Genomic DNA, 13,794 nt, shown 5'->3' on the forward strand with positions numbered 1-13,794 from the left:
GTGTACATCTCGCTCCGCGACCGGCCGGCGGCCGGCGCGACCACGACCGGCACCACGACCGGCACCACGACCGGCACCACGACCGGCACCACGACCGGCACCGCCACCACCCGGCCGCCGGTCGGCCGGGTCGTCGTCACGCTGGGGATCGTCTCGCTGCTGACCGACGTGTCGTCGGAGTCGGTCTCGGCGATCCTCCCGCTCTACCTCACGGTCGTCGTCGGCCTCACGCCCGTGGCGTACGGGCTCATCGACGGCCTCTACCAGGGCGTCAGCGCGCTCGTGCGCCTCGGGGGCGGGTGGCTGGCCGATGCCTCCGACCGTCCCAAGTGGGTGGCGTTCCTGGGCTACGGCCTCTCGGCGGTGGCTCGCGTGTTCCTGCTCTTCGCCAGCGGGGCGGCCGGGATCGCGGCCGTCGTGACCGCCGACCGGATCGGCAAGGGGATCCGCACCGCTCCGCGCGACGCGATGATCAGCACCGCGGCCCCGACCGAGCACCTCGCGCGGGCCTTCGGCGTGCACCGGATGCTCGACACGATCGGCGCGGCCCTCGGCCCGCTGATCGCGTTCGGCCTGCTGGTGCTCGTGCCCGACGGCTACTCGGTGGTGCTCGTGGTCTCCCTCGCGTTCGCCCTGGCCGGCGTGGCGCTGCTGGGGCTGCTCGGCCCCGACGTGCGCGCCCGGCGCGACGCGGCCCCGACCGGGCCCACGCCGCCGCCCTTCCGATGGCGCGACCTGACCGACCCGCGGCTGCGTCCGCTGCTCGCGGTCGCCGCGGTGCTGGGCCTGCTGACGGTGGGCGACGGGTTCATCTACCTCGCCCTGCTCGACCACGGCGGCATCAACGTCACCTGGTTCCCCCTGTTCTACGTCGGCACCAACGTGGCCTACCTGCTGCTCGCCGTGCCGATCGGGCGCCTGGCCGACCGGGTCGGGCGGGCCCGCACCCTGGTCGTGGGACACCTGGCCCTCGTCGGGGCCTACCTGTGCGCCGTGCTCCCGACCTCGACCGCCGCCGCCACCGTCGGCACGCTGGTCCTGCTGGGCACGTTCTACGCCGCGACCGACGGCGTCATCGCCGCGATCGCCGGGCGGCTCGTGCCCGTGCAGGCCCGCACCAGCGGCATCGCCGCGGCCCAGACCGTGGTGGCCCTGGCCCGGATGCTCGCCTCGGCCGGCTTCGGCGTGCTGTGGCTGCTGCTCGGCCCCGCAGGCGCCATGGCGACCGTCGCGGCGCTGCTCACCGTGGCCGTCCTCGCCGCCGCCACCCGCGTCGCGCGACTGGACGGCGCGGCGGTCACCTCGTGAGCGTCCGCGCGCGCGTGCTGGCGTTCGTCGCCCTGACGGTGCTCCTCGCGGTCGCCGCGACCGGCTATGTCGTGGTCGAGCGGCGAGAGGTGCGCGCCGAGCGCGCGGCCGAGCCCGACGCCGAGCAGGCGCCGATCACGTCGGTGACCACGGGACCGCGGATCGTCTTCCGCCACACCGGCACCGACAGCGAGTACGGCGTCGTGGCGGTCGTGCCGCTCGACGACCCCGACGGACCCCGGGCGTTCACCGACGTCTCGTGCGACCGCGTCGCGGCGCGCAGCACCGGCGCGTCCTGCCTGGTCACCGACCCCGGCGTCACGACGTCCTTCGAGGCGCGCACGTTCGACGCGGACTGGCGGGAGGTCGGGCGCGAGGACCTGCCCGGCATCCCGAGCCGCACGCGGCTCAGTCCCGACGGGACCCTCGTGGCCTCCACCGTCTTCGTGGCCGGGCACTCCTACATGTCGACCGGCTTCTCCACCGCCACCGAGGTCCACGCGGTCGACGGCGACGAGCGGTGGGGCAACCTGGAGGACTTCCAGCTCGTGGTCGACGGCCGCCGGGTCAACCCGGTCGACCGCAACGTGTGGGGGGTGACCTTCGCCGACGACGAGACGTTCTACGCGACCGTCGCGACGGGTGGGCGCACGTGGCTGGTCGAGGGCGACCTCGCCGAGCGCACGCTGACCTCGATCTCGTCCGACGCCGAGTGCCCCTCGATCTCCCCCGACGGCACCCGGGTGGCGTTCAAGGTCGACGTCGACCCGGGCAGCCGGGTCGTGTGGCAGGTCGCGGTCCAGGACCTCGCCACGGGCGAGCGGACGCTGCTCGTCGAGGGGCCGCGCGGGCTCGACGACCAGGTCGAGTGGCTCGACGACGACACGATCCTCTACGGGATGCCGCGCACCGACGAGCCCGGCGTGACCGACACCTGGGCGGTCGACACGACCCCGGACGCGACTCCGCGCCTGCTCATCGAGCAGGCGTGGTCGGCCACCGTCGTGCGTTAGCAGCCGGATGCAGGCGGCAGCGTGGAGAGGTTGAGGACGTACGCCACGGTGCTGGGCGCCGGGTCCATCTCGCCGCCGACCAGCCGGTCGAGCCAGGCGTCGTCGAGCACCTGGTGCTCGCGGGCGGTGTCGAGCAGATCGGGATGTCGGCGCCAGTGCTCCACCACGCGCCTGGCCAGCACCACGCCGCCGGCGGGCGGCCGGGTGGTGCTCGACAGGCGCTGTCGCGCCTTGGCGACAGCCCTGCGGGACACCGTCCGCGCGGCTCGCGCCGTGGTGGCGAGCCCGGGTCTGGCGAACGCCTCCGGCGGTGGCCGGCCGTCGAGAGGCACCCTGCCGAGCTCGGGGTCGAGGGACATCTGGAGACGGGCGAGGAACACCGACCGCCGCTTGCTCGCCGGCGACATGGCCTGGGCGATGGCGATGAATCGGTCGTCCAGCATCGGGTTGGCCACGGACCGGTCCGTGCACACCGCGGTGTCGGTGACCCCAGCCCAGCGCTGCATGCGCTGCTCGAGGTAGAAGTCGTCGGTGGCGGCGAGCCATTCCTTGCCGGTGGCGGACATCAGTCGGTGGATCCGGTCGACGGCCACGTCCTCGGCGGCCTCGCGCAGCGGTGACACCAGGGCCTCGGGATCGATGCCCTCGTTGGCGAACATCCGCCACCCGGCCAGGCGGGCCACCCGCGCACGCGTCACTGCCGTGCTCCGCGAGGGCCCCAGGTAGTAGAAGCCGCGGGCCACCTCTCCCCCCAGCCCTGCGATGCGGTGCCCCTGGTCGAAGCCTTGCTCGACCACGGTCAGGGCCGCCAGCGCGAGCGGATCGGCCATCTCCTCGAGTCTCAGGCTCGCCTCGACCGCCAACGCGTGGGCCTCCTCGGCGCTCAGGCCGTCGAGGCTCTCCAGCTTCTCGACCTGGTGCCGGAGCCCGGTGCGGGCGGCGATCTCCCCAGCGATCGCGGCGTCGGGCGAGCCCGGCACGCCCAGCGTCATGGCGCGCAGCCCGCGGCGCAGCTCCGGCGGGACCGCGCTGAGGAGGATCCGGGAGTCCTGGCCACCCGTGAGCTGCAGCGTCGCGTCGGGATGATCGGTGACATAGGCCGTGAGGTGGGTGCGCAGCATGTCGGTGGCAGCGGCCACCCCATCGTCGAGGTCCAGGGGCGCGATCGGGGCCGGCCGGCCGTCCTCGAGCTCGACTCGCCCGGAACGGAGGCGTACGAGGTGGCCGGGGGCGAGCTTGGTGACCCCGGCGTACAAGGTGCTCTGACCGACCTGCCAACCGAGCAGGCTCTGGACGGCGAGCGCTTCCCGGTCCACGCCGTGCCCCCCCAGCGACCCCAGGACGCGAGCCGACGTGCTCAGCGCTGCGCAGCCGTCCCACTGCGCGTGGTAGAGGTGGCGGAACCCGAGCGCGTCGGTGACGGCCACCGCCTCGTCGTCCGAGATCCGGCGGAAGGCACCGAAGGGGGGCAGGATCTCGGCGAGACCCGCGAGGTCCTCGGCCTCGAGCAGGCGGACGACGTCGGCGTCGGTGAGCTGGCGCTCGCGCCGTCGTGCCACGCGGGCGAGCGCGGCGTAGCCGGTGCCGTCGAGGCGGAGGCCGCCCCACGTCGCGACGAGCAGGCCACCCGTCTCCTGGAGGTCCGCCTCGCCGATGCGCGCCACCGCGAGCGCCTCGCGCACCTCGCCGGCAGTGGGGGCGGCAACACCGCGCGACACGCAGAGGACCCCGGGCTGCATGCCGCCAGCCTAGGGCCGGATCGCCGCGTGCTCCTGCCCAATCCTGGGCAGGAGCACGCAGAGGTGGAGGCGGTCGGACGGGCTCAGGGTCGGGCTACCGCCCCGTCGTCGTAGGTGTTGCCCGTCCACTCGTTGCCGGGTGCGTTGCGGTCGAAGTCGGTGATTGGACCACCGCGTCCACACTTGCCGGTCGTGCCGCGCTCGAACACGTTGTCGATGAACCGGATGTTGCGGGCCTGGCCGGAGTAGGGCTTGCCGGCCGAGGAGCCGCCGTAGGCGCAGAACCACGCCGGGGTCGCCTTGAACAGGTTGTTCTGGATGAGGTTGTTCTGGACCGGACCGAAGTCGCCGTAGCCCGTCAGCGGGGCCGAGCAACCCGCCTCCGGCGGGACGTCGGGGGCGTCGCAGGCGATCGTGTTGTGGAGGATCTGGGAGTTCATCCCCATGCGGATCCCGGACTCGTGGTAGTAGCCCGAGAGGTCCTTGAACTGGCCGTGGACGTAGGAGTCCTTGACCGTGCAGTCCTCAGCGCAGTTGATCGATCGGTTGCCACCGACGATGTGCACGCGTTCGGCGACGAAGTCGGTCTCGCCGAGACCGGTGCCCTCCTTGTTGCCGGCGTCGATCATCGTGTCCTTGATGGTGAGGCTGCCCCCGGAGGCGACGCCCACGGTGCCCACGATGGAGGAGCGCGAGACGGTGACGTTGGGCGCGGCGACGGTGAGGCTGCCGGCGATGGTCTTGGCGTCGATCACCGCGCCGGCCTGGGTGATGGTCATCGGCCCGGTGTAGGTGGTCAGCGCCGTGCCCGCCGGCACGCCCGTGTTGGTGGCGTCGGGCCAGCCCGTGCTGGTGGGAGTCGGCGTCGGCGAAGGCGTGGGCGTGGGCGTCGTCTCCCCGATGGTCGTCGGGCTGAACAGGACGTCGACCCAGTAGTTGGAGTGACGGTGGCTGCGCGTCGGGAACGTGGACTTCGCGCCGTAGCGATAGACGCTGCTTGCCTTGCGCACCGTGCGGAGGTAGTCGTTGGACCGCTGCTTCTTGAGTCCGCCCTTGGTCACGGCGTAGCGACCCTTCGGCGCGAAGACCGAGACCGTGTAGATGGTGCCGGGCTTGACGACGACCTTGCGCGGGAACTCCACGTCCACCCAGCCGGGGCCGCGACGGGGAGCGATGCGGGCCGTGGCGAGTCGCTCGCCGTCGGCGTTCCAGAGCGAGGCCCGCCTCGGGGTCGTCCCGGCGCCCTGGGCGATCTTGTAGACACGCGAGCCGGCGATCTTTCCCTTGCGGAGGACCTTGAACCGCAGTCCCAGCTCCACCGACCTGGCGTCCGGGTCCTTCGCGACCTTGGTCGGCGCCTTGGCACCGAACAGAGTGACGGGTGCCACGGCCCGGGGCTCCGTGCCGGGGACCGCCGGCGACGGCGTCGCCTCGACGGTCACCGCCGCAACGAGTGCAGCGACAGCTGCGAGCGCCAAGGCCTCAGATCGGGTGCGGGCGTGCTGACGTTCGTGTCGGAACATGAAGCAACTTTCCGTGCGACAACGTGGACCATCCCCGTCCGGCCAGTAAGGCACACCCCGTGACCGCGACAAAGCCGCACACCATCAAACGGAACACATACGTCACACCAGACCCAGGAGTGTGGCGGAATCAGTGATTTAGCCAGAATTTGGTATCAGATCGTTCCGCGAGTTCATCAAGAACCCGCGGCCGCGACCTCAGCCAGCCGCAGCGCGCCGGCGTGGTCGGTCTTGCCGTTGGCCAGCCGCGGTATCCCGTCGACGCGCACCAGCACGTCGGGGCGGGAGTCGGGAGACATGTGGGCGGCGAGCAGGTCGCCGACCCGTTCCTCGTCCACGTCACCGTCTCCTGCCGGCACCGCCAGGGTCACCAGCTCGCCGGTGCGGATCGCGACGGTGATGGCGTCCATCCCGGTGGTCTCGCGCAGCACCCGGTCGACGTCGTCGAGGTTGACGAACACCCCGCTGCGCTTGACCAGCCGTCCGGACCGCCCCAGGCAGACCAGGTCGTCGCCCGCCGTGCAGCCCAGGTCGCCCGTCACCACCCGGTCCGTCTCCCACCGCGGATAGACGGGATCACCACCGAGGTCGTTCGAGGGACCGCCCAGCAGATACCCCTCACCCAGGTGCGGCGACCGGACGGCGAGCATCTCCGTCACGTCGTCGCCGTCGCCCTCCTGGACCATGGCGGTCCGCCACGGTCCGACCCTCCCTCGACCGATGGACACCGAGCCATGTCGCGACGTCAGGTGATCCGACCGGTCGAACGCCGCGGCGCTGGCGAAACCGGCCGTCTCGCTGGTCCCGTAGGTGTTGACCAGCGTGGGCACACCGAAGCCGAAGACGTGCTCGGCCTGGCCGTGCGAGAGACGGTCGCCACCCGACCCCCACACCCGGAGCGAGACGGGGTTCGCCGAGCCGACCCGCTCCGCTCGGGCCAGGTCGATGAAGCGCGGCGCCACGCGGACGTGGGTGGCACGTGCCCGGGTGAGGAACGCCAGCGGACGCATCCGGTCACCCAGCGCGCTCGACACGACGAGAGAGGCACCGCTGGCCAGGGCCAGGAGCCAGTTGGTCATCGACAGGTCATAGGCGGGATGCGACGGCTCGGCGAGCCGGTCGCCCGGCCCGAGCCGGAGTGCGGCCGCGCCGTGGGGCGCGAACTCGGCAAGACACGACCACGTGGAGAGCACGCCCTTGGGAGCTCCGCCAGTGGAGCCGGAGGAGGTCGCGACGTAGCCTCCCGAAGCGGGGCCGTCGCTGGTCGGAGTGCGACCGGTGAGCCCCTCCGAGTCGACCACCACGTCCGGGTCGAGAGCCGCCTCGATGGCCGAGACCCGCTCCGGGGCCGCGGAGGGGTCGACGAAGCAGAAGGTGAGGTCGCCGGCAACGGCGGCGAGGAGCACCTCCACCGCGTCGACCGATGCCGGCAGCCGCGCGACCACGACCGGGCGTTCGCGGACCGACAGGGACCGGATGCGCGCCGCCAGGTGCTCGGCGCCCTCGAGGACCTCGGACAGCGGGCGCACCTTCCTGCGGTCCGACACCGTCGGCGGTGCGGCGCCCGCCGCGGCGGCTCGCACGAGGCCGTGCAGCTCGACCATGCCTCAGGAGGTGCAGGTGTCGATGTGCCGCGCGAGCGAGTCGACCGTGCCGAACACCTCGGCGGTGATGTCCTCCTCGTCGAGCTCGAACTCGAATCGGTCCTCGATCGCGGTGATCAGCTCGACCAGGGCGAGCGAGTCGAGCTGCGGCAACGAGCCGAACAGCTCGGTGTCGGGCGGGTAGTCGGAGGGGCTGCCGCCGAGCAGCTCGGCGAGCATGCTGGCCAGCACGTCGGCCGTCCGGGTGAGCATCATGTCGGTCATCTCGTCACCTTTCGAGGGTTCACACCAGCACCTCCAGCGGTGCGGCGTGGCTGAGGAACTGGGTAGGGCTTGCGGTGAGCCCGTAGGCCCCGGCCTGGAAGAGGACGACCAGGTCGCCGACCTCGCTCACCGGCAGGTCGACCTTGTCGCCGAGCAGGTCCAGCGGCGTGCAGAGGCACCCGACCACCTGGACGGTCTCCGAAGCGGCCTGGTCCATCCGCGTCCCCACTGCGATCGGGTAGTTGCGCCGGATCACCTGGCCGAAGTTGCCGGACGCCGCCAGCTGGTGGTGCATGCCGCCGTCCACCACCACGAACGTGGTGCCGCGGGAGACCTTCCGGTCGACGACGCGGGTCACGTAGACCCCGGCCTCGCCGACGATGTATCGGCCGAGCTCGAGCAGGACGCGGGCGTCCGGGAAGGCCGGTCGCAGCCGGTCGCGCATCAGCTGATGGAGGTTGTCGCCCATCGCACCGAGGTCGAGCGGCTGCTCCTTGCCGTAGTACGGGATGCCGAAGCCGCCGCCCAGGTTGAAGTAGGTCGGCGTCGCCGACATGGCCTCGGCCATCCGCATGACCAGGTCGACCGTCTCGCGCTGCGCCTTCATGAGGATGTCCGCATGGAGGTTCTGCGACCCGGCGAAGACGTGGAAGCCGCGCAGGTCGAGGTCCCGGACCTCGAGCTCGCGGACCAGGCTCGGTACGTCCTCGGCGTCCACCCCGAACTGCTGGGGGCCGCCACCCATCCGCATCCCGGAGCCCTTCACCTCGAAGTCGGGGTTGACCCGGATGGCCACGACCGGCCGGATCCCCATCCGGGCGGCGACGGCGGTGATCCGCTCGGCTTCGAGCCGCGACTCGATCTCGATGACGACCCCTGCGGCAACCGCCTGGGACAGCTCCTCGACGGACTTGCCCGGCCCGGCGAAGCTGACCGTCTCCGGCGCGGCCGGCGTATCGAGGGCGAGCCGCATCTCGGCACCTGAGGCGACGTCGAGGGAGTCGACGATTCGGCTGAGGTGCTGCACCAGGGCAGGCATGGGGTTCGCCTTGACGGCGTAGCTGATCTCGAGGTCGGCGGGGAGAGCGGCCCGGAGTGCGGCGATGCGGTCCGTCAGCATGGCCCGGTCGTAGGCGAAGAACGGTGTGCTGCCGATGCGGTCGGCGAGGCGGCGTACGGGCACTCCTCCCACCAGCAGGTCCGGTCCTTGCGAGACCCGGGCGCTCGGCCGCACGGCGGGAGCCGGCTCCTTCGAGGGTGCCGCGGCCGCCGCCGGGGCGGGGAGAGCGGTGGCGGGCTGGGCAGTCACTGCACCGATCCCGTCCCTCACCACGCGAGGCATGTCAGCTCGCTGTAGAGGTAGTCGATGTGCTCCGGCGCCAGGGTCGGGCTGCGGAACATCTTGGGACGGGGCCGGGCCAGCTGCCGCCCGTGGCGCACGCTGCCGCCGGCGACTCGATGCTCCACCAGGGTCATCGGGATCCGGTGCCTGGTGAGCAGGTGGCCGGCGACCTGGCCGGCGGCCGTGCGGAACAGGTCCGGGTTGCTGACATGGAGGATCGTCCCGAACGCGCGCACGTTCTTGCGCCGGTCGTGGCGGAAGACCACGTGACAGTGCTCGCGGGGCGTGCTGACGAGGAGGTGCTTGGCAGCGGCTGCGCGCACGTGGTCGCGGTAGCGGTCGAGCTCCGCGGGCGTCAGCGTCTCGAGGAGATCCTGGGCGTCGCTCGAGACGCGGACCCCGTTCCGGGGCGTGGCCGGCAGGTTGGGGACCAGGTCGGTCGTGGTGTCGAGGTCGGCGAAGTGCAGCTTGCGGTTGAGCGGCACGACGTTGCCACTCGGCGAGAAGTCGGTGAAGTGGTAGCCCTCCTGCGCGAGCAGCCGGGTCAGGAGGCGCGTGCCGCGGTGCCGGTGACCCTCGAGGACACACCATGCTCCGAGGTTGCAGAACCGTTCGACCGAGCCGCCGACGACCCGGTCGGAGTAGTAGGCGAGGTAGGCGCCGACGACCTGTCCGTCCTGGCGGAGGTGGTAGCCATGGTTGGGCTGGTCCACCAGCCACGGCACCGCGAGCGCCTCGACCCACTGCTGGGGCGCGACGCGGGCGTTGAGGTGCTGGTGCAGGAACCGGCCGACCTCGGGAAGGTCACGAGACGTGATTGGCTCGACGTGCACCCCCACGCTGGCCCTCCTCGAGCTCGAGCGCCCGCGTGCTGATCCCACCCGCGGCGCTTCCCCACACCGAGCCCCGATCGGGACCGATGGCGATCACGCTAGATCCGTCCGGACCGCGGATGCGCCGTGGCGGACGCGCATACCCAACTCATGGGATGTAGGACCGGGAAGTCCCTCCGCGATCCCGGCGCCACGCTCGACTGGAGGTGCGCGGGCACCTGCTCGCGGTGGGTGAGGGGGGAAGCGTCATGCGCCGAGGATCGGCTGCCCGGGTCGTCCACCTCTGCTTCCACGGGATCGGTCGCCCGGCGCGCGACCTCGAGGACGGCGAGGAGCCCTACTGGATCACCGCCGACACCTACCAGCGCGTGCTCGACGAGGTCGCCGGCGACCCTCGGGTGCGGCTCAGCTTCGACGACGGCAACGCGTCGGACCTGGAGATCGGCCTGCCCGCGCTCGTGGAGCGCGGCCTCACCGCCACCTTCTACGTCCTGGCCGCCCGCCTCGACCGGCCGGGCAGCCTGGCGCGCGGCGACGTCCGCGAGCTGTCGCGCGCCGGCATGACCATCGGCTCGCACGGCATGGACCACCGCCCGTGGCGCGGCCTCCTGCCGGCCGGGGTGCGCCGTGAGCTCGTCGAGGCACGGGCGATCCTCGCCGAGGCCGCCGGGCAGCAGGTCGACCGGGCCGCGCTCCCGCTCGGACGCTACGACCGCCGCACGCTCGGTCACCTGCGGAGGCTCGGCTACGCGTCCGTCGCGTCGAGCGACCGCCGGTGGTCCACGGACAGCGCCTGGCTCCAGCCCCGGTTCAGCGTCCGCTCGCACGACACACCCCACTCGGTCCGCCGGGAGATGCTCACGCCCCAGCCCCTCGGCCAGCGGGTCAGGCTCGAGGCCGTCGGCCTCGCCAAACGACTGCGCTGATCGACGCGGTCACGCGCCCCACTCGGGGCCTCGGGCGGCCCGCAGGGTCGGCGGCGACAGCAAGGCGCGGACCGCCGCGCGCGACGTCTGCTTGCCGAGGACGCCCCGGCTGGTCTCCCGGGCGAGCAGCACCAGCCAGTAGGCGGCTGTGCGGACAGGGCCGTTGCGACGCGCGAAGAGCCGGAGCCGGTTGGCCACGAGCATCGACCACAGTCGTGGTGACGTCGTGGAGTCACCGCCGAGGTGGACCGCCGTCGCCGAGGGGACGTACCGGGTGAGATAACCGCGGTCTCGAGCCCGCAGGTGGTAGTCGGTCTCCTCGGAGTAGAGGAAGAAGCCTTCGTCCCACTCGCCACACGCCGCCCAGCACTCGGCACTGATCAGCTGGGTCGAGCCCTCGGCCCACTCGGTCGTCGCGGGACGGTCGTAGGCCGACGGGTCGGTCACCACCTCCCCGAGGGCACCCAGGCCACCGGCCCGGGTGGCCCCCAGCAGCGCGTCGGTCAGCGCCCGTGCGATGGTCGGCTCACGGCGCATGGACGGGACCAGGCCCCCCTGCCCGTCGAGGAGCCGCGGCACCGCGACGCCCGTGCCGGGCAGCGCCAGCGCTTCCAGCAGGGCCGGCACGCACCCCGGCATGAGGCGTACGTCGGGGTTGAGCACGAGGACGGCGCGACCGACCCCGGTGGCGGCCACGGCCGCGTTGATCCCGGCGGCGTAGCCGGCGTTGCGCCCCACGGGCACGAGCACCGCGGCGGGCGCCAGCTCGCGCACGACCTCCAGTGAGCCGTCGTGGGAGTCGTTGTCGGCCACGGCCAGACGCCAGGGCACGTCGCCCATGCCCGTCGGCAACGACGCCAGGAGGTCGGCCACCAGGCTCGCGCTGTTGTAGGTGACGACGACGACGACGACCTCGTCATCGATCGGGTCACCGGCCGTCATGGGCAGCCGTCCGTTGCTGGCGGCTGAGCCGCCACGCGGCGGCCGACAGGCCGAGCAGCAGGAACAGGGCACCTGCCGTCATGGAGAAGACGAGGGCATCGAAGGTGCCGAGGGCGACGAACAGGCCCAGCAGGGACGCCGACAGGCACAGCCCGAGGTGTCGCGAGCGTTCGTCGGGCGCGCGCGAGCGCGCCGCGCGAGCCGAGAGGAAGCCGGTCACGAAGAGCACGATCGTGCAGAGGAGTCCCACGATCCCCAGCTCGAGGAGCAGGAGCAGGTACATGTTGTCGAGGATCCTGTAGAACTGCGGCACGAACGTGAAGAAGCCGCGACCGAGGACCGGGCCCTGGCTCCAGAGGAGGGACACCGCGTCGTAGTCGGTGGTCCGTCCAGAGATGCTCGGGTCGTTGCCGAGGTTGGCGAAGAGGGCGTAGATGGTGCCCAGCAGTCCTGGGAAGGCCCCACGCATGGCCACGATCGCGAACGGGAGCAGCACCAGTGCGCGGATCCTCCACTTGTTGGGCCAGCCGACCAGGATCACGACGAGCGCCACGATCGTGGACACGACCGCCGATCGGGACACCGACAGTCCCGCGCTCACCGCGATCAGGATGGTCGGCGTCAGGGCCCAACGATTGCCCCACTCGTACACGGTGCGGTGCAGCGACAGCGGCAGCAGGGCGGCCATGATCACCCCGAACTCGATCGGGTGCGCGGCCGTCGCGGACACCCGGTTGACCACCGACCGGGAGGCCACGCTGCCGAACTCGGAGTTCGCACTGAGCCCGGGGATGACGTAGAGCGAGGTGATGCTGAAACCCGTGAGGTACTGGACCAGACCCAGCACGGCCATGAAGGCGCCCAGCGCCGCGAGCCAGGTGATCACCCGCTCGAGCTCCTGCCAGGTCCTCAGGCCCTCTGCGGCGAGGAGCGTGATCCCCACCCAGGCGAACACCGCGACCAGCCCGCGGTCGGCAGCGCTCACCTGGACGTCCGCGAGCTCGGTGACCGAGGGGACCATGAGCGTCCAGTCGCTGATGCCCCGGCGAAGGTGGCCCGGCGAGTACCACCCATGGGCCATGGCAGAGGCGTAGCTCATCAGCACGGTGCCGGCGAACGCACCGACGACCACCCGATACCAGGTGAGTCCGCTGACGCGATTCTGTCCCCCCAGGGTCGCCAGCACCCACCACAACAGGATGCCCAGACCCCAGATGTTCGCCGGAGTCCCGGGCGATCCCAGGGGGGCGAAGATCAGCACGGACGGCAGCCCCAGCAGGAGCACGACGTACGCGCACAGGAAGTGGACTGCCGGGAGCGTGCGGCGAGCCCCCGTCACATCAGCAACGACGGGATCCGTGCCGACGAGCAGGTGCGGTCGGGTCGCCACGCGTCACCGTCCGCCCCTCGGCCGCGTCTGCTTCTTGCCACGCCCCGACCTCTCGGGCCGCGACGACGGACGAGCGGTGCCGGCGTCGGGACGGGTGACCGGTGCGTGCTCCACCACCTCGGGGGCCGGGGCGTCGACCGGATGGTGCTGCACCGCGTCGTCGGCACCGTCCTCGTCCACCACCGCGGCCGTCCGGATCGGATCATCGTCGGGACCGCTCGGCCCGGAGCCGGGCTCGTGCTCGGCACGCGCCGCGCGACGCTGTCGCCGGGTCAGGAGACGATCGATCACGAACACGGCCACCAGAAGGAGGACCAAGCCACCAGCGGCGGCTCCCGCCATCGCACGGAGCCGGCTCCCCGACAGCACCTCTGCGGTCGTCGTGACGCTGGTCTTGTTGGTCCTCATCAGCTGCGAACGCGGTGCGTCCACACTGACCTGGATGTCGACCAGCCTCTTGTCGATCCAGCTCATCACCGCGTCACGGGTCGCCACGGCGACGGCGGAGTCGGTGTCGGTCGAGGTGATCGTGAGCAGGGGTCCGGTGTCGGGGACGAGCGCCACGGAGTAGACGGCGTCGTATCCCTCGGCTGCGAGCGACGCGGCGACATCGTCGGAGACCGCTTCCGAGCCGATCAGCGAGGCGGTCGTCGTCAGGCCCGCCGGCAGGTTCAGGTAGGGGTTGACCCTCGTGTTGTCCCCCGGCGCGTCGGGCGGGAGGAGGAAGAGCATCAACCCGGAGGCCTGGTGCTGGACCGGGACCAGCGAGCGGACCACCATCACACCCGCCGCGACCAGCCCGAGCCCGATGAGGACGATCCACCATCGACGCCGCAACACCATCAGACCGTCAATGAAGTCCATACGAGCCGCTCTCCTCGGGGCGTGAACAATTCGATGCTAACGACGA

At 71.9% G+C, this 13,794-nt stretch carries 12 protein-coding genes; 3 read left to right on the forward strand and 9 right to left on the reverse strand.

Going from position 1 to position 13,794, the window contains the following annotated elements; all coding sequences use genetic code 11:
* Together JX575_RS15775 and JX575_RS15780 are read left to right on the forward strand one after the other, a co-directional pair.
* On the forward strand, positions 1-1,308 hold the full coding sequence (locus JX575_RS15775) for an MFS transporter (protein ID WP_241005200.1): 1,308 nt from the start codon (positions 1-3) through the stop codon (positions 1,306-1,308).
* Positions 1,305-2,321, forward strand: a complete 1,017-nt coding sequence (locus JX575_RS15780) for a PD40 domain-containing protein (protein ID WP_186339039.1) — start codon at positions 1,305-1,307, stop codon at positions 2,319-2,321. The genes JX575_RS15775 and JX575_RS15780 overlap by 4 nt, the downstream gene beginning before the upstream one ends.
* Here JX575_RS15780 and JX575_RS15785 read toward each other — a convergent pair.
* From JX575_RS15785 to JX575_RS15820, 6 genes are all read right to left on the reverse strand, one after another.
* Positions 2,318-4,060: an asparagine synthase-related protein gene (locus tag JX575_RS15785; RefSeq protein ID WP_186339040.1), complete on the reverse strand. Its 1,743-nt coding sequence runs from the start codon at positions 4,058-4,060 to the stop codon at positions 2,318-2,320. The genes JX575_RS15780 and JX575_RS15785 overlap by 4 nt on opposite strands.
* A gap of 83 nt (positions 4,061-4,143) precedes the next feature.
* The gene (locus tag JX575_RS19705; protein WP_186339041.1) at positions 4,144-5,448 is read right to left on the reverse strand and encodes a DUF4082 domain-containing protein; all 1,305 of its coding nucleotides are present in this window, start codon (positions 5,446-5,448) and stop codon (positions 4,144-4,146) included.
* Positions 5,449-5,759: 311 nt separating this feature from the next.
* The gene (locus tag JX575_RS15805) at positions 5,760-7,187 is read right to left on the reverse strand and encodes an AMP-binding protein (protein WP_186339042.1); all 1,428 of its coding nucleotides are present in this window, start codon (positions 7,185-7,187) and stop codon (positions 5,760-5,762) included.
* A gap of 3 nt (positions 7,188-7,190) precedes the next feature.
* On the reverse strand, positions 7,191-7,451 hold the full coding sequence (locus JX575_RS15810; RefSeq protein WP_186339043.1) for an acyl carrier protein: 261 nt from the start codon (positions 7,449-7,451) through the stop codon (positions 7,191-7,193).
* A 19-nt stretch (positions 7,452-7,470) separates the two neighbouring features.
* Positions 7,471-8,760 (reverse strand): pyridoxal-dependent decarboxylase, exosortase A system-associated, encoded by a 1,290-nt coding sequence (locus JX575_RS15815; protein ID WP_241005201.1) that lies wholly within the window; start codon positions 8,758-8,760, stop codon positions 7,471-7,473.
* Positions 8,761-8,777: 17 nt separating this feature from the next.
* Entirely contained in the window at positions 8,778-9,632 is an 855-nt protein-coding gene (locus JX575_RS15820; RefSeq protein ID WP_186339045.1) for a hypothetical protein, read from the reverse strand.
* A 242-nt stretch (positions 9,633-9,874) separates the two neighbouring features.
* On the opposite strand from JX575_RS15820, the gene JX575_RS15825 reads away from it, so the two are divergent.
* The gene (locus JX575_RS15825) at positions 9,875-10,552 is read left to right on the forward strand and encodes a polysaccharide deacetylase family protein (RefSeq protein ID WP_186339046.1); all 678 of its coding nucleotides are present in this window, start codon (positions 9,875-9,877) and stop codon (positions 10,550-10,552) included.
* Between the two features lie 9 nt (positions 10,553-10,561).
* Here the strand turns inward: JX575_RS15825 and JX575_RS15830 are convergent, their stop codons facing one another.
* Genes JX575_RS15830 through JX575_RS15840 form a run of 3 tightly spaced genes read right to left on the reverse strand, consistent with a single transcriptional unit; the run spans position 10,562 to position 13,748 of the window.
* Complete coding sequence (locus JX575_RS15830; protein WP_186339047.1) at positions 10,562-11,494, reverse strand: glycosyltransferase family 2 protein; 933 nt, start codon at positions 11,492-11,494, stop codon at positions 10,562-10,564.
* Complete coding sequence (locus JX575_RS15835) at positions 11,481-12,884, reverse strand: O-antigen ligase family protein (RefSeq protein WP_186339048.1); 1,404 nt, start codon at positions 12,882-12,884, stop codon at positions 11,481-11,483. The genes JX575_RS15830 and JX575_RS15835 overlap by 14 nt, the downstream gene beginning before the upstream one ends.
* A gap of 3 nt (positions 12,885-12,887) precedes the next feature.
* The gene (locus JX575_RS15840; RefSeq protein ID WP_186339049.1) at positions 12,888-13,748 is read right to left on the reverse strand and encodes a hypothetical protein; all 861 of its coding nucleotides are present in this window, start codon (positions 13,746-13,748) and stop codon (positions 12,888-12,890) included.
* Positions 13,749-13,794: the final 46 nt, after the last annotated feature.

It is taken from the genome of Nocardioides sp. zg-1228, from assembly GCF_017086465.1.
Classification (GTDB): Bacteria; Actinomycetota; Actinomycetes; order Propionibacteriales; family Nocardioidaceae; genus Nocardioides.

Coding starts and splice junctions, on each gene's coding strand:
- JX575_RS15785 (WP_186339040.1), bottom strand. CDS start 4,060: ATGCAGCCCGGGGTCCTCTGCGTGTCGCGCGGTGTTGCCGCCCCCACT.
- JX575_RS15805 (WP_186339042.1), bottom strand. CDS start 7,187: ATGGTCGAGCTGCACGGCCTCGTGCGAGCCGCCGCGGCGGGCGCCGCA.
- JX575_RS15810 (WP_186339043.1), bottom strand. CDS start 7,451: ATGACCGACATGATGCTCACCCGGACGGCCGACGTGCTGGCCAGCATG.
- JX575_RS15825 (WP_186339046.1), top strand. CDS start 9,875: ATGCGCCGAGGATCGGCTGCCCGGGTCGTCCACCTCTGCTTCCACGGG.
- JX575_RS15830 (WP_186339047.1), bottom strand. CDS start 11,494: ATGACGGCCGGTGACCCGATCGATGACGAGGTCGTCGTCGTCGTCGTC.
- JX575_RS15840 (WP_186339049.1), bottom strand. CDS start 13,748: ATGGACTTCATTGACGGTCTGATGGTGTTGCGGCGTCGATGGTGGATC.